Here is a 21,922-nt window from a genome sequence, read left to right as displayed (position 1 = left end):
AGGCTACTCTTTTGGCTTGGTTTAATGCGATTAATAATATAAATTTTTAAAACTCGGTTTAATGTGAAGTATGTTATGGCAAATCAGAAATTTTAAAATTTTATAATTTTTAAAAGCTAATGAAGTAAAATTTAAAGCAATAATTTACGTGTATTCCGGTAAAGTTCAAAATTTTAACTTAATATTTAAATTACATAAATTAATATTTCTTAATATATAGCAACTTAAGTCCACCAGATACCTGCAGTATAATTAATCAATCTTTACCTTTGTGACGTAGGTTTTTATAAAACCGCAGTTTTTAAATTTATTTCTATGAACGATTATACATCTTTAAACGATCTGGGTGAATTTGGATTGATTGACGTTATTAAACAAACCGTTATTATCCAGAATGCTTCAACCAAAACCGGTATCGGCGATGATGCTGCCGTGATTGAACCCGGTCAGAAGCAAATTGTGGTGTCAACGGATATGCTGGTAGAAGGTATTCACTTTGATTTAACATTTTGTCCTTTAAAACACTTGGGCTATAAAGCCGTGGCCGTAAATGTATCGGATATCGCGGCCATGAATGCCGTACCCACGCAAATTACGGTTAGTGTGGCCGTTGGAGCGCGGTACACTTTAGAAGCCATTCAGGAATTATACGCCGGTATCCGGGCGGCTTGCGCCAGTTATAAAGTTGATTTGGTGGGCGGCGATACTACTTCGTCTAATGCTGGTTTGATAATCAGCATTACCGCCATCGGGGAAGTACCAGCGGGCGAAGCTGTTTTGCGCAGCACCGCCCAGGTAAACGATTTAATTTGCGTAACCGGCGATTTAGGAGCTTCTTATTTAGGTTTGCAAGTATTAAACCGCGAAAAGCAAGCCTTTATGGCCAACCCCGACATGCAACCCGAATTAGATAAAAAAGAATACCTGGTGCAGCGCCAGCTAAAACCCGAGGCCCGCATGGATGTTGTCTATGAACTGAAAGAACTAGGCGTAAAACCAACTGCCATGATTGATATTTCGGACGGCCTGGCTTCGGAGTTGATGCATATTTGTACTCAATCGGGGGTAGGGGCGACTATTTTTCAGGATAAATTACCCGCTGATGAACAAGTTCTGGACACCGCCGAAGAATTTAAAATTGATCCGGTAACCTGTATTTTAAACGGCGGCGAAGATTACGAACTTTTGTTTACGGTAGCTTTATCGGATTATGATAAAATCCGGAACCACCCGGATATTACCATTATTGGTAAAATTTCCGAAAAGCAAGAGGGCGTCCGCATTGTTATGCCAAGTGGTAACGCGTATCCGCTGCAAGCGCAGGGCTGGCGCCATTTTTAAGTTTATTTTTTATGTTAAATAGTTTTCTGGATTTTTAATTATTTTTTAAATTGTAAACGGGTGCCGCATTAAAGACCAGCGCTTCTTCGTTCCATATTTAATAGGATCAGGTTTTTAGAGTTTAAATGGGTCAATTATGCTCCAGGTAGTAATCACCGGCTTTTTGCTCTTTATTTTGCCAAGCCTGGTACTTGGGCAGCCCCACGTACACCATTACTCCCGGGTAGATACCTACCCGGTAGGCGGTTCCCTCCGGATTGAAAAAGATCATCCTTTAATATTGATTGGATCTTTCGAAACCAATATGCCTTCGTTGATCATGGATCCGGAAAATTTAAAAATTTTAAAAACTTACCAGGAACCAGCCGAGATTCAGTTTTTCGGCAATAAAGGTTTAAACGGCGTAATTGTAGCGGAATTAATTACGAAAATACCTTTACTAAAATTAGAAGAAGTACTGGATTATTATGATGTGCCACCGGAAAATCGCCATTTGCCCATTATGATCGACCGAAACTTAGTTGATCCTAAACTGTTTCTGGCGGATATAAAAAAAATTAAAAAAATTGAAGTGTTCGAGGTAACCCAGCAAGATGTTTTATTCAGTTTGGTATATAACCATTGGGCAAAAGTGGTGGGGCAGAAATTTTTGAATGTTGTTACAGTAGAGGATTAAAAACTATCTAAAAACTAAAAGGGACCAGCGCTGGTCCCTTTTAGTTTTAGATAGTTTACATTTTTAAATTTTTTAAAAAGACACCTGATACTGTAGCCAAGCCGAGCTGGCATCGTGTTTCCGGATTACAGCTCCGTCGGTTTGCTGATTGAACACCGTGCGTAATTGGTAATTAAGCGACACCTTGGATTGGTGTTTGTTGATTAACCAGTTAACACCACCGTCCAGTATTTTTACAGGATCATCTAAACGCTCGTAGCCGGATTGCCGGTACGAAACATAGGGCATTAAAGTGCCTTGATCGCCTAATAGGTCTGGTGCTAAACGCAAGCCTACCTGCGCATATACCGATTCGCCGGTGCCAAACATGGGGTAAGTATTGCCTGGCCCATTAAAATTACCCGGATTGTTGTTGCCGTTAGCCGGGTTCATAATGCCGTTGTTTCGGATGTAATTATGGCCATAATCGGTGTTAAAATAGCCTAGGTAAGCCGATAAAGCGTATTTATTATTTTGCAGGGGCACATCGGTAAAAGCCGCCACCGACCATAGCAGCATATCCTGGTATATTGGGGTGGTTCCATCGGTAGTGTACCAGGTAGCATTTTTCTGGTAAATAATACCGCTTTCCAGGTTCACTATTTTTTTGTCGCCTAAATAGGTGCCCGTCATGTAGGGGGTAGTATGCGGTTCTTTGTCCAGGAAATTATACATGAAAAATCCCTGGTACTGTTTGGTGTGGCCGAAGGTGGTAAAACTAGCATTATTGCTCAAAACGGGTGCAGTTTGGCCGTTCGTCTGAATCGGAAACGGGTCCGAAATAGCAATCCGGTAATCCAATTTCCCTAGCTGACCGCGGGCATACACGCTTAACTTCCGGGCAAATTCATCGGTTTGGTCCACGGTGGCTTGCAAAAACACCGGCACATCGGTGGTCATGATAGTACCAATGCTGGGCTGCGAAAACCGGCTTAAGCCACTCGTAATGGTTAAACCCGCGCCTATCTTTAATTTATCATTATTCTTTAAAACTTTGTACTCGCCCAAGGCATCGTGAAAGAAGGCGGATAGTTTACGGTTACCGGCATTTTGCGCCAGAAAATTAAAATTATTTAAACCAAATTGGGTGTAAAAAAAGGTACGATCCGAAATCTGACCGTATAACTGCATGCGGGTGCGCCGCAGCCCAACATCCGTGGTATGGCTTTTGGGTTCGCCGTTTACGGTAGTTCCGGGGTTGCTTTCGTTCCAGCGTGCCCAAACCTGATTTAAAAAAGTAGCTTTAATGTATTTCGATCCATCAGGGGATAAATTGTACCGCATTTCGGATTTCGGTTTGCTGGTCTCACTAGTGGAAGGGGTAATTTCCTGAGCAAAAACAGGCGTAACGCAGCCAGAAACTAGAGTAAAAATACTTTTTAAAATTTTCTTCATTATAGGAAAAAGGCAAATAAAAAGGTTGAAAAATCAGGCTATCTTACTGGCGACAGCCCCTTACAATCGGCCAATTTACTAGCCCCGGTAGAAAATACCTGAACCAACAGAAATAAAATTTTAAAAAATCTGATTTTTTTAAAATGCTAATTAAACAAAACACAATGCTGATTTGTCGGGATCTGTAGAAAATAAGTACCTATTCCGAATGATTTATCTTTTCGCCTCCCTTAAATCAATGTGAACTCGATCTAAGAGGAACGTAGCGCTTTATTCAACTCCAAGTCCGTCATTGTGCAAGAATCTAATCGGTTAACAACTGGCTAGATTCTTGCACAATGACTGGAATAGGTAACAAGTACGTTCTTTAAGTTCTTATATGCTTATTTCGAACTCTCGTTAATTTAGATTATACTCCGCGTACCCTGAATTTTAAAACAGATTCTAGTGGGCGGTGCAAGTCTTAAATCTATTACCAATTAACTTCTATTAATCTTCATTAATCTTCCGGGAAGGGAATAAAAACAAAATTGGTAAACTCCACATCTACCACAAAAAGGCAGCAAAACTCATCCGGGTTCTTATAGGCTTGCTGAAAATCTTCTATTTTATCCATTGCAATAATTTTGCGGCCAACAAAGTCGTCCAGGTAAGAAGCATAAATGTGCCACTGCAAGGCTAGCTCGTCGGCGTTAATCAGCAAAGAGCCAATAGGCGTGGCTTCTTTAGTAAACACAAAAATAGGGTACGGCGAAATATTGCGCTTCCGGATTTGATAAGAAGCTTCTTTGAGCGTGTCGGCAACCACGGCAAAATCTTGCGTAATGGTACCCAAGTACTTGCCATTCAATTCGGGATCGTTCTGCATATTACTTCTTAAATATCTTACTCCTAAATAACTTATGGAATTTTAAATTTTAAATATTTCTTATTTCTGGAACAGCAAGGTTTTACTTAGCTTCCAGCGCCACAATATTTTCTACGTGGTGGGTTTGCGGAAACATATCTACGGGCTGTACCCGGGTAACCGTGTATTTTTCGGATAATAATTCCAGGTCGCGGGCTTGGGTGGCTGGGTTACAACTTACATAAACAATACGTTGGGGGTTAATTTCCAGCAAACGGGCTACTACATCCGGGTGCATGCCGGCCCGGGGCGGATCTGTAATGATTACCTCGGGTTTACCATGTTGCTGCACAAACTCCGCTGTAAGTACGTCTTTTAAATCGCCGGCGTAAAATTGCGTGTTGCTCACATTATTAATGGCCGAATTTAACTTAGCATCTTCAATGGCGCTGGGTACATACTCAATGCCGATAACCTGACGGCAATGGCGGGCCACAAAGTTGGCAATGGTGCCGGCGCCGGTGTATAAATCGTAAACCAGCTCGGAGCCCGTTAAAGCGGCCATTTCTCGGGTTAAGCGGTATAATTCGTAGGCTTGTTCGGAGTTGGTCTGATAAAACGATTTAGGACCTACCCGGAATCGCAAACCTTCCATTTCTTCGTGAATGTAAGGTTCGCCTTTATAACAAATTACGTTTAAATCATGAAAGGTTTCGTTGCCTTTGTTGTTTACCACGTACTGCAACGAAGTTATCTGCGGAAAAGCCTGGTGCAAAAAGTCGAGTAAACCCGTAATTTTTTCCTGGTCATCGTGGTACACCTGTAATATCACCATCAAATCGCCCGTATTTGCCGTCCGGATAATCAGGTTCCGCAAAAAGCCCTCTATCCGGTATAAGTTATTAAACTCAAGTTGGTGCTCCTTAGCGTATTTTTTCACAGATAACCGGATACCATTGGATGGTTCGGCTTGCAGATAACAATGTTTGATATCCAGTATTTTATCGAACCTGCCTGGTATGTGAAAACCTAATGCATCGCGGTCGAACTCGTTACCCGATTTAATTTGTTCCGTGGTCAGCCAGGCATTGTCCGTAAAAGTATACTCCAGCTTATTGCGGTAATAAGTTGTTTTATCGGATCCCTTAATGGGGTCTATGGTTGGTAGTTCTAATTTACCAATTCGCTGCAGGTTATCTTTAACTTGTTTTTGCTTGTAATGCAGTTGCGTATCGTAGCTGATGTGTTGCCATTTGCAGCCGCCGCAAATTCCAAAGTGTTCGCAGAACGGTTCCACCCGTAAATCAGAATAAGAAACAAACCGGATGGGAGTGCCCTCCCAGAAACTTTTCTTTTGCTTGGTAATCCGCACATCCACCACATCGCCGGGAGCTACGCCTTTTACAAATACCACCCGGTTTTCGTGCCGGGCCAGGCAATTGCCTTCAGCAACCATTTCCTCAATCCGGAGATTGGTAATAACAGGTAAATTTTTATTTTTTTTCACAGTACGGCAAAATTAAGCAGTTTTACCGGAGGCAAAAAATTTGAATGAATTAATCGGGAGTTGAGGTAAAAACCCGATGGGTTTGTTTTAGATATTTTACCTTTGTTTTAGTGTAAATACAGCCAGATGAAAGATAAAGTAGTAATTATTACGGGAGGAACTTCCGGAATTGGTAAAGCTTGTGCTATGGCTTTTGGCCAGGCTGGGGCAAAAATTGTTTTTTCCGGCCGCGATGCCCAAAAACTAAAATTAACCGCCGACGAATTAACCCAGCACGGTATCGTAAACTTACCGGTAAAAAGCGATGTAAGTATAGAAGCGGAGGCGCAACAATTAATTCAAGCCACCCTAGCGCAGTTTGGCGGGTTAGATGTACTAATTAACAATGCCGGTATTTCCATGCGGGCTTTATTTCAGGACTTGGATTTGGCAGTAATTAAGCAAGTAATGGATATTAATTTTTACGGAACTGTTTACGTAACCAAGTACGCTTTGCCTTATATTTTAAAAAGCAAGGGCTCCATTATTGGGGTATCTTCTATTGCGGGCTACCGAGGTTTACCGGGCCGCACCGGCTATTCGGCTTCTAAATTTGCCATGCAGGGATTTTTAGAGGCTTTACGTACCGAGGTAATGCACCAGGGGGTGCACGTGATGGTGGCTTGTCCGGGTTTCACGGCTTCCAATATTCGCAATACAGCTTTAAATGCGAATGGCAACGTGCAAGGCGAATCGCCCAGGGCCGAAGAAAAAATGATGACGGCCGAAGAAGTAGCCAACCGGATATTAAAAGCAACCCAAAAGCGGCAGCGCGAAGTAGTAATGACGGCCCAAGGAAAATTAACCGTATTTTTAAATAAATGGCTTCCCGGCTTAACCGACAAACTAGTTTATAATGTAATGGCCAAAGAAAAAGACTCGCCGTTTAAAACCATAAATAAATAGCTCCGAGGCAGCGGTTGCTTACCTTCTTAAAATACGTACCATGCACTATAGTTATAGGGGCAGATTTTAAAATTTTTTAAAAATTAAGTCTAACCGAACTAAGGCAAAAGTAAAATATTCTGCTTCCGGATATACGCCCGCTGGTTTTTCCAGAATACTTCGTACCAGATATCTTTTTCGCTGATTAATTTTAGTTTGTGTCCGGCTCCGGCGGTTGCTACCCATTCCGCTCCGGCGGAAGGGGCGGACATTATAGGTATCCGGTTATACCGGATAATGCCTTCCTGGCCAAAATCGAGGTAATTGATATAGTAAAAAATAAAACCCAGATACAGCGTAAAGCCAATTTTAAAAGATTTACGCACCGGTTTTGTTTTGCGGCGCAAAAAAGTAAAAGTAATAACTACCACGGCCACTATTAAAAGCCCTTCTAGAATATCGAGGTAAAATTTCCGGAATTGCGTTTTAAAAAACTGCAAATCGCCGTATTCGTAGCCGGTAAGCTGGTGAGTTTGGGCTAATTCTTCCATCTTACGTAATACCGCGCGGTTGGGAGTTTTGGAGTAATACAAATGCAGATAATACATAGCTCCGGTAAAATCGCGCAAACCTTCTTTAATAAAAGCCATTTTTAAAAGCATGGTCGGAGAGTATTGTTGATCTTTTACCAGTATATTCTCATAAACCGAGAAAGCTTCTAAATATTTCTTTTGATTAAATAAAGAATCTGCCGTTGCAACCCGAAAATTATATTCCTGACTATAAACCGGTTGAGTTAAGCCAATAAAAAAAACGAAAAATATCAGTAAATATTTAGCCCAAGTATTTTGCATTCTAAAAATTCTCCCTTAGTTTTGCATCGCAATTCAGGGAAATATCTCCCGGTTGTAAAGATAATAAAAAGATTCCGTAGCTCAGCTGGTAGAGCAATACACTTTTAATGTATGGGTCCTGGGTTCGAATCCCAGCGGGATCACAAAAAATAAAAAGCCTGGTAAAGTTTACTTACCAGGCTTTTTTTGGTTTTAAGCTTCTTATTTTTACTTTCTGTGAACTCAATTTTTACTTAAGGGGTTAGCTAATTTATTTAGAGTTTAATTATCGCATCTTCGGTAAATAAAAATTTTTAAAAGATTTATTGTTTTACTTAATATAAATCTAATATTTGCAATTAAATGGAATAAAATTTGAATAACATAGATTTTGTACTATGTTATCCGTTTACCATTTAATCCAGCAAAAATTTATTTTGTCTTTAGAATGACAAAGGCGTTATTAAAATATATTTTAAGCCTCGGTATACTCCTGTTAAGTGTGTATGGTAATCTGTATGCGCGTAGCTATCAGGAGTGTATTTGCCATTCTTCCCAAAAATCTGTAGTTAAATCGGAGCAAACCAGTTTGGGCACTACCTCCGATTTTCACTCCCTCATTGTTAAAGCAAGGCTATTTGGTACAGAAAGCGAAAGCTGTAAAATGGTAGCCTCCGAAATAGAAGAAGAGAAACACGAATGGATTTCGTTTAAAAAGTTCTTAGCGCATAATAATTACTTTACCTCGCTCTTCTACATCTTGGCCTTTGGTTATTTTGCCCTCTTCTTTAAAAAGCGCTTACCTACTTGTAAGCATTCCGTTTATTTTGCCGCTTATAAGTGGTTTCTCCTGTTCCGGGTTATCCGGATATGATCTAAATTCTATTAAGGCACTCCGCCTTACTTTTCCCTATTTCTTTATTTAGTTAATACAACTTAGTTAAACCAAAATCTTAATAGCGCTAAGCTAAAGACAAAGGTAAGCCTGTTTCTAAATCAGGCGCACCCCTTAAACAATTTTAAGTAATCCTTACTTTTTAAAAATCAACATTCATCATGAAAAAAAATTTCATGCCCATGCTCCTTGTCATGGGCCTGGTTGCCCTGTTTTGCCAAACTAGCTGTCATTCAGAAAAAGCAAAAGCAGAGGGTGAAAAAGAGGCGAGTTTTTTAGTTACTAGCCCTTTCAAGAAAGACACCCTGTTAACCAAAGAATATGTTAGTCAGATTCGCTCCATCCGCCACATAGAATTAAGAGCCCAGGAGAAAGGCTACTTGCAAAAAATTTATGTGGACGAAGGTCAATTTGTTAACGAAGGGCAATTATTATTTCAAATAATGCCTAACCTGTACGAAGCAGAGCAACAAAAAGCCCAGGCCGAGGCCAGCTTCGCGGAAATTGAATACCAGAATACTAAAAAATTGGCCGAAAGTAAAGTAGTAGCCCCGAATGAGCTGGCCATGGCTAAAGCCAAATTAGATAAGGCAAAAGCCGAACTGGCTTTAACCAAAGTGCATTTGCAGTTCACCGAAATCCGGGCTCCTTTTAGTGGCATCATCGACCGCTTTCACGTTCGGCCGGGTAGCCTCGTGGAAGAAGGTGAGTTGTTAACCGAGCTTTCTGATAACAGCAAAATGTGGGTTTATTACAACGTGCCGGAAGCCGAGTACCTGGATTATAAATCTTTGCCCAAAAATGATAGTCAAACCAAAGTAAAGCTGTTAATGGCAAATAATAAAATGTTTGATTACCCGGGGGTAGTAGAAACCATAGAAGCAAACTTTGACAATGAAACCGGCAACATTGCTTTCCGGGCCACTTTTCCTAATCCTAAAGGTTTATTGCGCTACGGCGAAACCGGCAACATTTTAATGGAAGTGCCGATGAGTAATGCCTTATTAATTCCGCAGAAAGCCACCTTTGAAGTACTGGATAAAAAGTACGTGTACGTTGTGGATAAAAACAATGTATTACGTTCCCGGGAAATTTCAATAGCTGCCGAATTACCGCACATCTACGTGGTACAAAAAGGATTAGAAGAAAATGACAAGATTCTGCTGGAAGGCTTACGCCTGGTGCGGGAAAACGAAAAAATTAATTACAAATTCATGGAGCCCCAATCGGCGATTGCTCAACTAGAGCTATACGCTGAATAATCAAGCATCCGAAAAAGCAAAAAACATGTTTAGCAAGTTCATACGCCGGCCCGTATTCGCCATTGTAATATCGGTCATGATCGTTTTCGTGGGAACTTTGGCGATTAAAAAATTGCCAATTTCGCAGTTTCCAGATATTGCCCCCACTACTGTTAATATTTTTATCGCTTACCCCGGTTCCAGTGCCGATGTACTGGTTAAATCTACCTTAATTACCCTGGAACAGGCCATCAATGGGGTACAGGATATGCGCTATATTGCTACCGATGCCACCAGTGCCGGGGAAGCTACCCTCCGGATTATTTTCGAACCAGGTACCGATCCCAACGATGCGGTAATCCGGGTAAAAACCAGGGTAGACCAGGTGATGCCGCTATTACCGGAATTGGTACAGCGGGAAGGGGTGGTAATTACACCCATTCAGCCTAGTATGTTGATGTACGTTAACCTGTACTCGAAAAACAAGAGTATGGATGAGAAATTCTTGTTCAACTACGCTACCGTTAAAATGATCCCGGAAATTCAACGTACCAAAGGGGTTGCCCGGGCGCAAATTTTAGGTAGCCGCCGGTATGCCATGCGGATTTGGTTAAACCCCGATCGGATGCGGGCTTATAATATTTCGGTTGAGGAAGTAATGAAGGCTTTAGGCGAGCAAAGTATTATTGGTCGCCCTGGCCGGTTAGGTCAAAGCTCCGGAATTGCAGCCCAGTCGTTGGAATATGTGCTCACTTACAAGGGCCGATACAACGAACCAAAAGAGTATGAAAATGTAATTGTCCGGGCCAATGCCGAAGGCGAAAGCATCCATTTAAAAGATATAGCAACGGTAGAACTGGGCAGCGAATTCTTTGATATCTACTCTAACCTGGATGGTCACCCTTCGGCGGCTATTGTACTACGCCAGAACTACGGTAGTAATGCCAGCGAGGTAATTGATGAAGTAAAAGCCAAACTCGAGGATATGAAAGGTTCTTTCCCTCCGGGCATGGATTATAAAATCAGCTATGACGTTTCTAAATTCCTGGATGCTTCTATCGAGCAAGTACTGCATACTTTACGAGATGCCTTTATTCTGGTAGCCATTGTGGTGTTTATTTTCTTGGGCGATTGGCGCTCTACCTTAATTCCGATTCTGGCGGTGCCGGTATCTTTAATCGGGGCATTCTTTGTTATTCAGTTTTTTGGCCTCTCCATTAACCTAGTAACCTTGTTTGCTTTAGTATTGGCCATTGGTATTGTGGTGGATGATGCGATTGTGGTGGTGGAAGCAGTTCACGCAAAAATGGAAGAAGAGCCGCACCTGTCTCCGTACAGCGCCGTGAAGAAAGTACTCGGCGAAATCAGCGGTGCGATTATCGCGATTACGGCGGTAATGGTTTCCGTATTTTTACCTATCTCGTTTATGTCCGGACCAGTTGGTACTTTTTACCGGCAGTTTTCTATTACCATGGCCAGCTCCATTGTTATCTCGGCCTTAATTGCGCTTACCCTTACTCCGGTATTATGCGCCATGTTATTGAAAAATCATCATGGGCACGCCAAGAAGAGGAATCTGCTTACCCGGGCACTTGATAGCTTTAACCGGGGATTTGATAAACTCACCGGCAGATACGTGGGCTTATTAAGACATATGGTTAGCCGCAGGTGGCTTACTTTTGGAATCTTACTGGCCTTTGGAGCCGGTATTTTCTACGAAAATCAAATTTTACCGGCGGGCTTTATCCCTAACGAAGACCAGAGTACCATTTATGCTATTATTCAAACCCCGCCCGGCTCTACCCTGGAAAAAACCAACCAGGTTTCGCAAAGACTTCAGAAAATATGCGAAGAGATAGATGGGGTAGAATCGGTATCTTCTTTGGCCGGTTACGAAATTATGACCGAGGGCCGCGGTTCTAACGCGGGAACTTGTTTAATTAACTTAAAACCATGGTCGCAACGCAAGCACAACGTGAAAGAAATCATGGAAGAACTGGAAGAAGAATCCAAAGGTTTGGGTGCGGTAATCGAGTTTTTTGAACCACCAGCTATTCCGGGCTTTGGTTCATCCGGTGGTTTTTCTATGCGTTTGTTGGATAAAAATTCGGATACCGACTACCACGAGTTCGATAAAGTGAACCAGGAATTTATGGATAATCTGCGGAAGCGGCCAGAACTTGCCGGTTTATTTACCTTTTTCGCGGCTAACTACCCGCAGTATGAATTGCAGATAGACAATAATCTGGCCATGCAAAAAGGGGTATCTATTGGAAAAGCCATGGACAACCTGAACATTTTAATTGGTAGTACCTATGAACAAGGCTTCATTAAGTTTAACCAGTTTTTTAAAGTTTACGTCCAGTCTGATCCTAAATTCAGAAGATTGCCTTCGGATTTATTAAAGCTTTATGTAAAAAATGATGCCGGCGAAATGGTGCCGTACTCTTCCTTCATGAAGTTGGTAAAAGGGCAGGGACCCAACGAAATTACCCGGTTTAACCTGTACAACTCGGCTGCCATCCAAGGCTTACCAGCTAAAGGATATACCACCGCCGATGCTATTCACGCTATCCAGGAAGTGGCTGCCACTACTTTACCTAAAGGCTACGATATTGCCTGGGAAGGTTTATCCTATGACGAGTCCATTCGAGGAAATGAGTCGCTGTATGTGTTCCTGATTGTGTTGGCCTTCGTGTACTTTGTTTTGGCCGCCCAGTACGAGAGCTTTATAATTCCGTTGGCGGTAGTGTTTTCGTTGCCGGTAGGGGTGTTTGGTTCCTTTATGCTACTCAAATTAATGGGCCTGGAAAATAACATTTATGCCCAGGTAGGGCTCATCATGTTAATTGGGTTGCTCGGTAAAAACGCCGTGCTTATTGTGGAATTTGCGGTGCAGAAGCGACAGGAGGGAGCCACTATTTTCGATGCCGCCATTGAAGGGGCAAAGGTACGTTTCCGGCCAATTCTGATGACTTCTTTCGCCTTTATTGCTGGTTTGATACCATTAATTATTGCTACGGGCGCAGGAGCTATTGGTAACCGGACTATTGGTGCATCTGCCTTGGGTGGTATGTTCTTCGGAACGGTATTCGGGGTAATTATTGTGCCTGGTCTGTATTACATTTTTGGTCATTTGGCCGATGGCCGTCATCTAATCAGAGATGAAGAAGAGTCACCATTAACCGAAGACTACGTTCATTCCATTGACAAATTTCCCCTCTTAGAAGAAAGTGAAAACCATGCGTAATAAAAAATTTTTAAAATGGGTGGGAATAGCTTTTATTTCCCTGTCCTATACGGCTTGTAGTTTGCCGAATTTAGTACAAAAAAATGCCAACACAACAATGCCTGCGAGTTACAGCAACTCGCAGGATACGGTGAATACCGCAAAATTGCGTTGGAAAGAATTTTTCACCGATCCCAACCTGACGGCGCTCATTGATACCGCACTGCAGCACAACCAGGAACTAAATATTACGCTGCAGGAGATTGCTATTTCCCGGAACGAAATACGCGCCAGAAAAGGGGAGTACTTGCCATTTGTGGGTATAAGAGGCGGAGCCGGTCTGGATAAGGTAGCGCGCTTTACCAATATCGGGGCAATGGAAGCTACCACCGAAATTAAACCGGAAAAAGAAATGCCCGAACCCTTGCCAGATTTTTTAGTGGGCGCCTATGCTAACTGGGAAATAGACATCTGGAATAAGCTGCACAATGCTAAAAGAGCCGCGGTAAGCCGGTATTTAGCCAGTGTTGAAGGCCGGAACTTTATGGTGACCAATCTGATTGCCGAAATTGCTAATTCGTATTACGAATTGCTGGCCCTGGACAACCAGTTAGCCATTGTGCAGCAGAATATTAAATTGCAAAGCAATGCCCTGGAAATTGTAAAACTGCAGAAAGAAGCCACCCGGGTAACGGAGCTGGCGGTGCGGCGGTTTCAGGCGCAGGTGCTCAATACCCAAAGTTTGCAGTACGACATCCAACAAAAAATTACTGAAACCGAAAACCGGATTAACTTTTTAGTGGGTCGGTACCCGCAGCCGGTGGCAAGGACTACGCAAAGTTTTGTAGATTTAGTACCAAATGCCGTTCATGCAGGTATTCCGGCGCAATTGCTATTTAATCGTCCGGATATTAAAAAAGCCGAATTAAACTTAGCGGCGGCCAAGCTAGACGTTAAAATTGCAAAAGCGCAGTTCTATCCATCGTTAGGTATTTCGGCCGGAATAGGGTATCAGGCATTTAACCCAACTTATTTGTTTAAGCCAGAATCTTTGCTCTATACTTTAGCCGGCGATTTGGCGGCGCCATTGGTGAACAGAAATGCGATTAAATCATTATACAGCAGTGCCAATGCGCAACAAATTCAGGCCGTATACAATTACGAGCGTACCATTTTAAACGCGAACATGGAGGTAGTTAATCAACTGGCTAAAATCAATAACCTGGAAAAAAGTTATGATTTAAAAGCGAAAGAAGTAGAAGCTTTAAACCAGTCGATAGATATATCCAATACGTTGTTTACTTCGGCCCGGGCCGATTACATGGAAGTTTTAATGACGCAGAGGGATGCTTTAGAATCAAGGTTTGATTTAGTAGAAACCAAAATGCAGCAAATGAATGCCATGGTTAATATCTATCGCGCCTTAGGTGGTGGCTGGAATTAATTACGGGTAGATTATATTTGCCTGTTTAGCAGGTTAAAAAGCCGCTTTGCATAAAGTAAAGCGGCTTTTTTTTGTATCATTAAAAATGGCAATTCCGAAGTAAATTAAATTGGCCCAACTTTTTATAAATGCTTTTCTTTCGTTTTGCCATTAATCAAGAATCCGATTGTGGTTAAAATGTTAAATTTTAAAAATTTTATTTTCCACAACACAATCATACCGGCAAAAGCGTTTTAGTAGCATGAAGTATTTTGTAGCGGAAGGTTCGGTAGTTCGGCAGATTTGGGGGAACAGCGATACCATTTTGTTTATTTTTGCGGGTGCCGCGGCGGAGTTCGCTTTAAACAAAGCTGTAGATTGGCTGTACTTCACGGGACGATTGCCTGCTGATCCGCTCGGCCGTCTATTTTCAACGGTGGCGTATGCACGCTTAATCGTATTTTCGGAGAAAGAAGATGCGCTTAAAACTATTGATAAAATGGCTGCTATCCACGCTGCCGTGGAAGCGAAACGAGGCTTTAAAATACCAGATTGGGCTTACCGTGATGTTTTGTTTATGCTGATAGATTACTCTATCCGAGCTCATGAATTAATGCACCGCCCCTTAACCCAAAAAGAGAAAGCAGAAGTATGCTCGGTTTTTTTGCAGGTAAGCCAACGGATGCAAATTAAAAACTTACCCGAAAATTACCCGGAGTGGCTAATGATGCGGGAAGATCATCTGCAGCAAGATTTAATGATTAGTAATTTTACCACGGATTTGTATCGCCAATACCAAAAACATTTAGGTTTGTTTCGCTTTTATTTACTAAAACAAGGACAGCTTTTAATTGTACCGCTGCGGGTAAAAACCATGCTATTTCCGGGTAAAACTGCTTTGTTAAAGCCGGTAGTGGCGCTGTATAAATTTAGCCGGATTTTAAAATTGGACGAAATTTTAAAAAAAAGTATTTTGCCCCCGGCCTACTGGGCGCAAATCCGGGATTTAGATAAAGCGCCTACCTACTCCAAAGTTTTTTAAAGTTTTGATGAACCAGAAGTATTGTATTTATACAAAAGCTTTATAAGTTTATTGCCCAACACCTATACTTGTTAAAATGAATAAAAAAGTATTATTGATTATAATTGTAATTGCCGGAATTGTAGGATGGATGTTTGTGAGTCGTAAACAAACCGTATTAGAAGAAGACACCAACACACCGGTGCAAGCCAGTGCCCCCCTGGCGCTCCAAAACGATTTACCCAATTTACCTTTACTCAAACCCGACCAGACCAAACTTTCTACGAAGGAATTAAAAGGCAAAACAATTATTATTTTCTTTGAACCAGACTGCGAGCATTGCCAGCGCGAGGCCAACGAGATGCAAAAGCATTTACCGGCCTTTGCCAATTACAACGTGTATTTTGTTTCGCCGGCCCCCATGGACCAAATGCAGCAGTTTTTTATGAAATACAATTTATCGGGGCCCAACATATCTTATGCGCAAACACCGAACAGTAATATTCTGCAGGAATTTGGGGCAATACCGGCGCCATCCATTTTTATTTATTCGGAGCAAGGTAAATTGGTAAAAGCTTTCAAGGGCGAAACCCCCATGGATAATATCCTGCCTTTGTTGTAAAATAAACTTTTAAAAAAAGCTTTGGTTTACAGTACTATCTAGTTCGTACAGTAAACCAAAGCTTTTTTATTAGAGAACAGGCGGGTGCAAACAGCAAGGTATTAACCGGAAAATAGACCGGTAAATTTTAAAAATTTAAATATTTTAAATTTCTTCTATGCTATCGGTGACTATAAATTTAAACCACGGATAGTCACTAAATCTTTTTCTTCATCAATGTCGGTTAATTGGGGCAGTAAGGCTACGGTTTGGCCCGCTGTTTTTACATTGTTTAAAGTATCTTCCAATACCGTATCGGTGCTCCAGTTTTTATTTTTAAAAAAAGATTCCTGCATCGATTTAAGGCCTAACAAGTAATAACCGCCGTCTACTGCCGGCCCAATCACCACATCGTTCTGCGCTAGTTTTTCAAACGCTTGTTCAATAATAGATTCGGTGAGTTCGAAGCAATCGCTGCCAATTATACAAACCTGCTCGTAACCGGCGGCAAAGGCTTGGGCAAAGGCATTTTGCATCCGCTCCCCCAAATCACCTTCCGATTGAATGTACTTTTCGTAATACGGCGGTTTAAATAAATCTTCGGTTACATAATCAGAGTAATATACGGCCTTTGTTACCGGCAAAGCCACGGTAACTTCAAAGGTTTTTTGTAAAAGTAATTGATATATTTCCAGCGCTTTTTCGGAACCCAGTGTAGCTGCTAAACGGCTTTTAACCTTACCCAATACGGCATTTTTTACAAAAATTAATAACAGTTTTTTATTCATAAACTTTAATTCCTTTTTTCAGCCAAATGCCCCACACCCGGTTATAGGCATGCACTTTTTCGGTAGGTTGATTATAACGATCTACAACCGGGTGCCCCTGGTTTTTCCAGGTAAAGATGCCGCCGTACAAATTACGAATATTCTTAAAACCCGCTTCTTGTAACTTTTCCCCGATTTTTTCGCTCCGCACCCCCACCGAGCAATAAAGAATAACCGGCATATTCGGATTTATATCCTCTAATTCAGATAAAGTAAAAGGTTTGTAATTAACAAACCTGGCTTGCGGCAAGTGGCTAACCTCGTATTCGGCCGGAGAGCGTGTATCCAGTAATATAAAAGGCGTTTTTTGTTGGTAAAGACTTGTAAGTTGATCTGGTTGAATGAGGGGTACCGTTTGTTTGTATAATAATTTAAGTTGCCGGTCAAATGCATTTTGCCCGCACCCGGGTATGGTTAAAGTAAAAAGCATTTGCGCTAACGAAAGTAGTTTTTTCATTTTATACCGTAGTCCGCCGCCATCGGTGCTTGCCTTTGCAGGGCGCCTGTAGCCATGTGGGTTCACAATAATAGTCTGATTATTTAATTTTCCTGCATCAAACTGGCGGATGTGTAATTAGTTTCAGATTTTTAAGCGTTTGAAATTGCCAGGCGAAAGTAAAATATAAAAATTTAATTTGTATACACGATTCTGATTATTAACCAAAAGGGTTAAAGCCAACATACGCGTGCCACGGCTGAATTGGCTAACCAGTAAAATTAAATTAGTTTCGCTCCGGGAATAACCCATTTCAAAAACAAAATTTTAAAAAAAATTATTTACCGCTTACACTATGAAGCATTATTTAATATGCCTGATTTTGAGTTTTGTTTGTTTAAATAGTATAGCGCAATCTAAAACTCCGGGTATGTATCAAAATCCGGTAATTGCGGGCGACTTTGCTGATCCATCTGTTATCCGGGTAGGAAATACTTACTACGCAGTTGGCACTTCTTCGGAATGGGGCCCGGCTTATCCCATTTATCAATCTAAAGATTTAGTGAACTGGCAGTATGTAGGTCCGGTTTTTAAAAGTTTACCCGACTGGACCATGGGCAGTTATTGGGCGCCCGAACTGTATTACCGCAACAATACTTTTTTTGTGTATTACACCGCGCGCCGTAAAACCGATCAGCGTTCTTACATTGGGGTGGCCACAAGCAAAGATTTAAGCAAAGGTTTTACCGATCACGGTTGTTTACTGGAATGGACCAGCGAAGCCATTGATGCCTTTGTGTTGGAAGATGCTGGTAAATTGTATATTACCTGGAAAGCCTATGGCCTGGACAAAGGCAAAGCCATCCAGATACTCGGCCGCGAGCTCACCCCCGATGGCCTTAAAGATACCGGCAATGTATTTACTTTGTTGCAAGCCGAACCGAACAACTGGGAAGCCGGCGGAGCCGAAGGACAAGCTATATTTAAAAAAGGCAAATATTTTTACATGACCTATTCCGGCAATACCTGCTGCGGTCCCGAATGTGATTACCAGGTAGGCATTGCCCGCGCCGAAAAATTACAAGGTCCCTGGGAAAAATTTTCCGGTAACCCCATTTTAAAAGGCGATGAAAACTGGAAATGTCCCGGCCACGGCACCGTAGTAACTACCCCGGATAACCGCTACTTTTACCTGCACCACGCCTACAACGGCACCGACTTCACTTACGCCGGTCGGCAGGGGGTATTAAGCGAATTAGTTTGGGATAACAACACAGGTTGGCCCACTTTTAAATACGGCATTAATACGCCGGTGCAAGCAGAAGCGCCAGTAAAAGTGGTGCAGCAGCAAAACCTGAATGTAGCGGCAGATTTTAAAAAAAAACCTCAGCATATTCCTTGGGTTTGGGATGTAAGCCAGCCCTTACCAGCGTATACCGTGAACAAGGGCTATTTGCAAATCAAGAATAATAGCGTATTACCGGTTGGTAGTTTTTTAGGCATGGTAATTAAAAAAGGCACTTATACTTTTACCACCGAAGTAGTGCCCCAAGCAGAAGTTTTACAAAGCATTTGTATTTACGGCGATGCTAAAAACGCCTTAGGATTTGGAGTGAGCCAGGAGTCATTGGAACTTTGGCAGATAAAAGACGGAAACAAGAAAATTTTAAAAAAGCAATCTTTACCGGATAACAAAACTCCCGTTTACCTGACATTATGGAGCAAAAAAGGAAAGAATTACCAATTTTCCTGGAAACACAAAGCCGGCAAAACCAACACGCTGGAAGTACCTAATGTAGACAGTTCGTATTTACCCCGCTGGGACCGGGCTCCCCGGGTAGGTTTAAGCGTAAGTGGCAAACAAAACAGCGCCGGCAAAATAAGTTCTCTTCTGCTGCAATACGATTAAATAAATGTGGGTCAGCTAAATCATAAAAATTTAAAAAATTTACCCGGTATCTAAATCAGTTTTAAATTAATTAGTGAAATTTTTCTTTTAAGATGGCAATCTCTATGGGCGGTGAAATGCGCTCGTAGAGAATGTTATAAGCGGCCGAAGTAATAGGCATAGGTACCCGCAGCTTTTTATTCAGCTCATGAATAATTTTAACGGCGTAATAACCTTCGGCAATCATGTTCATTTCTACCTGTGCCGATTTTACCGAATAACCCCGGCCTACCATATTACCAAAAGTACGGTTCCGGCTAAATTGGGAGTACGCGGTTACGAGTAAATCGCCGAGGTACGCGGATCCGCTTAAATTACGCGCTCCTGGGTGGATGGCCTGCAAAAATGCTTCAATCTCCTGCATGGCATTAGAAACCATCACCGCCTGAAAGTTATCGCCGTAGTTTAAACCATGGGCAATGCCACAGGCCAGCGCAATAATATTTTTCATGACGGCGCAGTATTCAATGCCATAAATATCTTCTACCGGCGTAGCCCGCACGTACCGGTTGCGCAGCAAAGCGCAAAAACTTTCGGCTAATTCCTTATCTAAAGCGCCAATGCTTAAATACGATTGTTTTTCCAGGGCTACTTCTTCGGCGTGGCAAGGTCCGGCAATTACGCATTGCTGATTCATGGGTACCCTAAAATTTGTTTGTAGGTATTCCGTTACCAGGCAGTTTTTTTCGGGAATCATACCTTTAATAGCCGACACCAAAAACTTGCCCGAGAAAATATCTGCTGGTAAATTCTGTAAAACCGATTCTACAAAAGCGGCGGGCACCGCTAAAATAACCCACTTTGCTTGTTTAATAACCGCTGCTAAATCCGTAGAAGGTTCTACAAACTGCAAGTCGAAAGTAACGCCGCTTAAATACCGGGCATTATGCCGGTAAGTTTGTAAATGCGCTACATCGGCTGCGTGCCGGAACCACCATTTTACCGGATTTTTGTTTTCCGAAATTATTTTTACCAGGGCAGTAGCCCAACTGCCGCCACCAATTACCGCTACGCTTTCCAAGGATTTAGTTTTAAGTTATAGTATCCAGTAGATGTATTAAGTTCTAAAATTAGGACAAGGTTTTTACTTTTAATAATTACCAATTGTAAAATCCAGTTGCAAAAGCATAAAGTCAGGGTATACCGTTTAATAATTTTTTAAAATTTTAAATTTTCCGGCTTGTAATTACTTTACATTGAAGGTGTTTGTATTCCCATCAGTAGTGCATTGCCACTAGCTTTAGCTGGTGGTACTAATTTGGTTCAATAAAAAAGGGTAGCCATTAGCTACCCTTCAGAAATTAAATTATGCTTAATTTTTAAGAATTACCTTCTTTTTCATCGCCTCCTGTTTTGTTCAAAGATTTTTCATCTTTCACAATAACAGCCGTACCATTTTTTAACTGAGAGGTTACTGCCCGGAACGGACCCGAAATTACTTCCTGACCGGGTTTTAAGCCGCTGGTAATTTCAATATTGTCAAAATCGCTGATTCCGGTTTTAACTTCCACCATTTTGGCTTTGCCGTTTTCCTGCACAAAAATTACTTCTTTCAATTTGTCGTTGGCAGCATCAGATTTGGCTTTGTTGTTTGCGTTGTCCTGGTTTTGGTTTTGCTGATTGGCCGGTGGCGCGGAGTTGTTGGTTCCTTCGCCGTTTTCGTTGCGCGTGGTTACGGCCGCTAAAGGTACCGATAAAACATTGTCTTTTTGTTCGGTAATAATATCCACGGAAGCCGTCATGCCCGGCCGGAAAGGAGTAGCATGTTTCTTTTTTAAATTATTGTAAGAATCGCTTAACAACCGGATACGCACTTCAAACTCGGTAACAGCCTCCAGGGTGGTGGCATCTTTAGCGGTGTTGGCTATGGCCGTAACTACGCCTCGGAACTTGGTATCGTCGTTGGAGTAGGAGTCTACTTCCACGATGGCCGAATCGCCGAGACCTACCCGGATGATATCGTTTTCGTTAACATTTACCCGTACTTCCATGGAGTTTAAGTTGGCAATCCGGAGCATTTCGGTACCCGCCATTTGCGATGTTCCTACTACCCGTTCGCCACGTTCTACGCTTAATTTAGAAATGGTGCCGCTCACGGGCGCGTAAATGGTGGTTTTCCGGAGGTTTTCGTTGGCATCGTTTAAGCTGGCCTGGGCGCTTTTTAAATTAAATTCCGATGCCCGGACTCGCTGGCGCGTCGATTCAATTTCCTGTAAACTGGCTTCGTACTGCGCTTTGCTCTGGTCAAAATCGGCCTGCGAAATCACTTTTTGCTTAAACAATTCTACGTTCCGCTCGTGGGTTAGGCGTATGTTAGTGCTGCTGGCAATTAACTGCGACAATTGCGCTTTGGCCTGGGCCAGGTTAGCCCGTTCGGTATTTACCCGGGCTTGCTGGGCTTCTACCATCGATTTGTAATTATCGGCCCGTATACGCAGCAATAATTGCCCTTTTACCACGGAGTCGCCTTCTTTTACGTGTAATTCCGTGATTTCACCGGATACGTCCGGACTAATTTTTACTTCTACTTCGGGCTGCACCTTGCCCGAGGCACTTACTTTTTCAATAATTTTAGTTTGCTTGGCTTTGGCTACCGTTACTTCTACGCCGTTAGGCTTTCCTATCCAGCCTTGTTTTTTTGCCACGGCCAGACCCGTTATTAATAACAGTGCTATAGCTCCTAATATATATAATAAGCGGTTTGATTTTCTTTTCGCCATTAGTGTTGCGGGTTAAATA

Annotated in this window: 18 protein-coding genes and 1 tRNA gene; 11 read left to right on the top strand and 8 right to left on the bottom strand. The window is 42.1% G+C overall.

Translation table 11 applies throughout. The features are described 5' to 3' along the window. Positions 1–315 precede the first annotated feature (315 nt). Together thiL and HUW51_RS21420 are read left to right on the top strand one after the other, a co-directional pair. The gene (gene thiL / locus HUW51_RS21425) at positions 316–1,341 is read left to right on the top strand and encodes a thiamine-phosphate kinase (protein WP_185271643.1); all 1,026 of its coding nucleotides are present in this window, start codon (positions 316–318) and stop codon (positions 1,339–1,341) included. Positions 1,342–1,477: 136 nt separating this feature from the next. Next, a complete protein-coding gene (locus HUW51_RS21420) occupies positions 1,478–2,017 on the top strand; it encodes a hypothetical protein (RefSeq protein WP_185271642.1) in 540 nt (179 codons plus the stop codon). Between the two features lie 72 nt (positions 2,018–2,089). On the opposite strand, the gene HUW51_RS21415 is transcribed toward HUW51_RS21420, so the two are convergent. The 3 genes from HUW51_RS21415 to rlmD all read right to left on the bottom strand — a co-directional run bounded on the left by HUW51_RS21415 (position 2,090) and on the right by rlmD (position 5,754). Then, positions 2,090–3,451, bottom strand: coding sequence for a hypothetical protein (locus HUW51_RS21415; protein ID WP_185271641.1), 1,362 nt, complete (start codon positions 3,449–3,451; stop codon positions 2,090–2,092). Between the two features lie 499 nt (positions 3,452–3,950). Next, the gene (locus tag HUW51_RS21410) at positions 3,951–4,319 is read right to left on the bottom strand and encodes a hypothetical protein (RefSeq protein WP_185271640.1); all 369 of its coding nucleotides are present in this window, start codon (positions 4,317–4,319) and stop codon (positions 3,951–3,953) included. Positions 4,320–4,401: 82 nt separating this feature from the next. After that, positions 4,402–5,754 (bottom strand): 23S rRNA (uracil(1939)-C(5))-methyltransferase RlmD, encoded by a 1,353-nt coding sequence (gene rlmD, locus HUW51_RS21405; RefSeq protein WP_185274624.1) that lies wholly within the window; start codon positions 5,752–5,754, stop codon positions 4,402–4,404. Between the two features lie 177 nt (positions 5,755–5,931). Between rlmD and HUW51_RS21400 the strand changes: the two genes are divergently transcribed. Continuing rightward, a complete protein-coding gene (locus HUW51_RS21400; protein WP_185271639.1) occupies positions 5,932–6,750 on the top strand; it encodes an SDR family oxidoreductase in 819 nt (272 codons plus the stop codon). 98 nt (positions 6,751–6,848) lie between these two features. Here the strand turns inward: HUW51_RS21400 and HUW51_RS21395 are convergent, their stop codons facing one another. Beyond that, positions 6,849–7,583, bottom strand: a complete 735-nt coding sequence (locus HUW51_RS21395) for an SH3 domain-containing protein (protein WP_185271638.1) — start codon at positions 7,581–7,583, stop codon at positions 6,849–6,851. 70 nt (positions 7,584–7,653) lie between these two features. Between HUW51_RS21395 and HUW51_RS21390 the strand changes: the two genes are divergently transcribed. The 7 genes from HUW51_RS21390 to HUW51_RS21360 all read left to right on the top strand — a co-directional run bounded on the left by HUW51_RS21390 (position 7,654) and on the right by HUW51_RS21360 (position 15,993). Further along, positions 7,654–7,726 (top strand) — tRNA-Lys (locus HUW51_RS21390). A gap of 284 nt (positions 7,727–8,010) precedes the next feature. Then, complete coding sequence (locus HUW51_RS21385) at positions 8,011–8,436, top strand: hypothetical protein (RefSeq protein ID WP_185271637.1); 426 nt, start codon at positions 8,011–8,013, stop codon at positions 8,434–8,436. 182 nt (positions 8,437–8,618) lie between these two features. Continuing rightward, on the top strand, positions 8,619–9,719 hold the full coding sequence (locus HUW51_RS21380) for an efflux RND transporter periplasmic adaptor subunit (RefSeq protein WP_185271636.1): 1,101 nt from the start codon (positions 8,619–8,621) through the stop codon (positions 9,717–9,719). Positions 9,720–9,744: 25 nt separating this feature from the next. Continuing rightward, a complete protein-coding gene (locus tag HUW51_RS21375; protein WP_185271635.1) occupies positions 9,745–12,948 on the top strand; it encodes an efflux RND transporter permease subunit in 3,204 nt (1,067 codons plus the stop codon). Further along, positions 12,941–14,371, top strand: a complete 1,431-nt coding sequence (locus HUW51_RS21370) for a TolC family protein (protein ID WP_185271634.1) — start codon at positions 12,941–12,943, stop codon at positions 14,369–14,371. Before HUW51_RS21375 ends, HUW51_RS21370 begins: the two co-directional genes overlap by 8 nt. Positions 14,372–14,612: 241 nt before the next feature. Then, the gene (locus tag HUW51_RS21365; protein WP_185271633.1) at positions 14,613–15,392 is read left to right on the top strand and encodes an oxygenase MpaB family protein; all 780 of its coding nucleotides are present in this window, start codon (positions 14,613–14,615) and stop codon (positions 15,390–15,392) included. A gap of 76 nt (positions 15,393–15,468) precedes the next feature. Continuing rightward, positions 15,469–15,993 carry a peroxiredoxin family protein gene (locus HUW51_RS21360; RefSeq protein WP_185271632.1) on the top strand — a complete coding sequence of 175 codons (525 nt, stop codon included), beginning with the start codon at positions 15,469–15,471 and terminating at the stop codon, positions 15,991–15,993. 170 nt (positions 15,994–16,163) lie between these two features. On the opposite strand, the gene HUW51_RS21355 is transcribed toward HUW51_RS21360, so the two are convergent. Together HUW51_RS21355 and HUW51_RS21350 are read right to left on the bottom strand one after the other, a co-directional pair. After that, positions 16,164–16,760 (bottom strand): TIGR04282 family arsenosugar biosynthesis glycosyltransferase, encoded by a 597-nt coding sequence (locus HUW51_RS21355; protein ID WP_185271631.1) that lies wholly within the window; start codon positions 16,758–16,760, stop codon positions 16,164–16,166. After that, positions 16,753–17,256: a rhodanese-like domain-containing protein gene (locus HUW51_RS21350; RefSeq protein ID WP_185271630.1), complete on the bottom strand. Its 504-nt coding sequence runs from the start codon at positions 17,254–17,256 to the stop codon at positions 16,753–16,755. The genes HUW51_RS21355 and HUW51_RS21350 overlap by 8 nt, the downstream gene beginning before the upstream one ends. Positions 17,257–17,590: 334 nt before the next feature. On the opposite strand from HUW51_RS21350, the gene HUW51_RS21345 reads away from it, so the two are divergent. Beyond that, positions 17,591–19,144, top strand: a complete 1,554-nt coding sequence (locus tag HUW51_RS21345; RefSeq protein ID WP_185271629.1) for a glycoside hydrolase family 43 protein — start codon at positions 17,591–17,593, stop codon at positions 19,142–19,144. A 70-nt stretch (positions 19,145–19,214) separates the two neighbouring features. Here HUW51_RS21345 and HUW51_RS21340 read toward each other — a convergent pair whose 3' ends face one another. After that, positions 19,215–20,204, bottom strand: coding sequence for an NAD(P)H-dependent glycerol-3-phosphate dehydrogenase (locus tag HUW51_RS21340; RefSeq protein ID WP_185271628.1), 990 nt, complete (start codon positions 20,202–20,204; stop codon positions 19,215–19,217). Between the two features lie 298 nt (positions 20,205–20,502). Further along, the gene (locus HUW51_RS21335) at positions 20,503–21,903 is read right to left on the bottom strand and encodes an efflux RND transporter periplasmic adaptor subunit (RefSeq protein ID WP_185271627.1); all 1,401 of its coding nucleotides are present in this window, start codon (positions 21,901–21,903) and stop codon (positions 20,503–20,505) included. Positions 21,904–21,922: the final 19 nt, after the last annotated feature.

It is taken from the genome of Adhaeribacter swui, assembly GCF_014217805.1.
GTDB classification, from domain to species: domain Bacteria; phylum Bacteroidota; class Bacteroidia; order Cytophagales; family Hymenobacteraceae; genus Adhaeribacter; species Adhaeribacter swui.
Note: the sequence above shows the minus strand (reverse complement) of the source record. Positions and strands in the feature narration are given on the sequence as shown.

What these genes read in the sequence shown, in the direction of transcription:
- HUW51_RS21360 (WP_185271632.1), top strand. Translation starts at nt 15,469, where the DNA reads ATGAATAAAAAAGTATTATTGATTATAATTGTAATTGCCGGAATTGTA.
- rlmD (WP_185274624.1), bottom strand. Translation starts at nt 5,754, where the DNA reads ATGGTTGCTGAAGGCAATTGCCTGGCCCGGCACGAAAACCGGGTGGTA.
- HUW51_RS21335 (WP_185271627.1), bottom strand. Translation starts at nt 21,903, where the DNA reads ATGGCGAAAAGAAAATCAAACCGCTTATTATATATATTAGGAGCTATA.
- thiL (WP_185271643.1), top strand. Translation starts at nt 316, where the DNA reads ATGAACGATTATACATCTTTAAACGATCTGGGTGAATTTGGATTGATT.
- HUW51_RS21355 (WP_185271631.1), bottom strand. Translation starts at nt 16,760, where the DNA reads ATGAATAAAAAACTGTTATTAATTTTTGTAAAAAATGCCGTATTGGGT.
- HUW51_RS21370 (WP_185271634.1), top strand. Translation starts at nt 12,941, where the DNA reads ATGCGTAATAAAAAATTTTTAAAATGGGTGGGAATAGCTTTTATTTCC.
- HUW51_RS21385 (WP_185271637.1), top strand. Translation starts at nt 8,011, where the DNA reads ATGACAAAGGCGTTATTAAAATATATTTTAAGCCTCGGTATACTCCTG.
- HUW51_RS21350 (WP_185271630.1), bottom strand. Translation starts at nt 17,256, where the DNA reads ATGAAAAAACTACTTTCGTTAGCGCAAATGCTTTTTACTTTAACCATA.
- HUW51_RS21400 (WP_185271639.1), top strand. Translation starts at nt 5,932, where the DNA reads ATGAAAGATAAAGTAGTAATTATTACGGGAGGAACTTCCGGAATTGGT.
- HUW51_RS21410 (WP_185271640.1), bottom strand. Translation starts at nt 4,319, where the DNA reads ATGCAGAACGATCCCGAATTGAATGGCAAGTACTTGGGTACCATTACG.
- HUW51_RS21345 (WP_185271629.1), top strand. Translation starts at nt 17,591, where the DNA reads ATGAAGCATTATTTAATATGCCTGATTTTGAGTTTTGTTTGTTTAAAT.
- HUW51_RS21395 (WP_185271638.1), bottom strand. Translation starts at nt 7,583, where the DNA reads ATGCAAAATACTTGGGCTAAATATTTACTGATATTTTTCGTTTTTTTT.
- HUW51_RS21420 (WP_185271642.1), top strand. Translation starts at nt 1,478, where the DNA reads ATGCTCCAGGTAGTAATCACCGGCTTTTTGCTCTTTATTTTGCCAAGC.
- HUW51_RS21365 (WP_185271633.1), top strand. Translation starts at nt 14,613, where the DNA reads ATGAAGTATTTTGTAGCGGAAGGTTCGGTAGTTCGGCAGATTTGGGGG.
- HUW51_RS21380 (WP_185271636.1), top strand. Translation starts at nt 8,619, where the DNA reads ATGAAAAAAAATTTCATGCCCATGCTCCTTGTCATGGGCCTGGTTGCC.
- HUW51_RS21415 (WP_185271641.1), bottom strand. Translation starts at nt 3,451, where the DNA reads ATGAAGAAAATTTTAAAAAGTATTTTTACTCTAGTTTCTGGCTGCGTT.
- HUW51_RS21375 (WP_185271635.1), top strand. Translation starts at nt 9,745, where the DNA reads ATGTTTAGCAAGTTCATACGCCGGCCCGTATTCGCCATTGTAATATCG.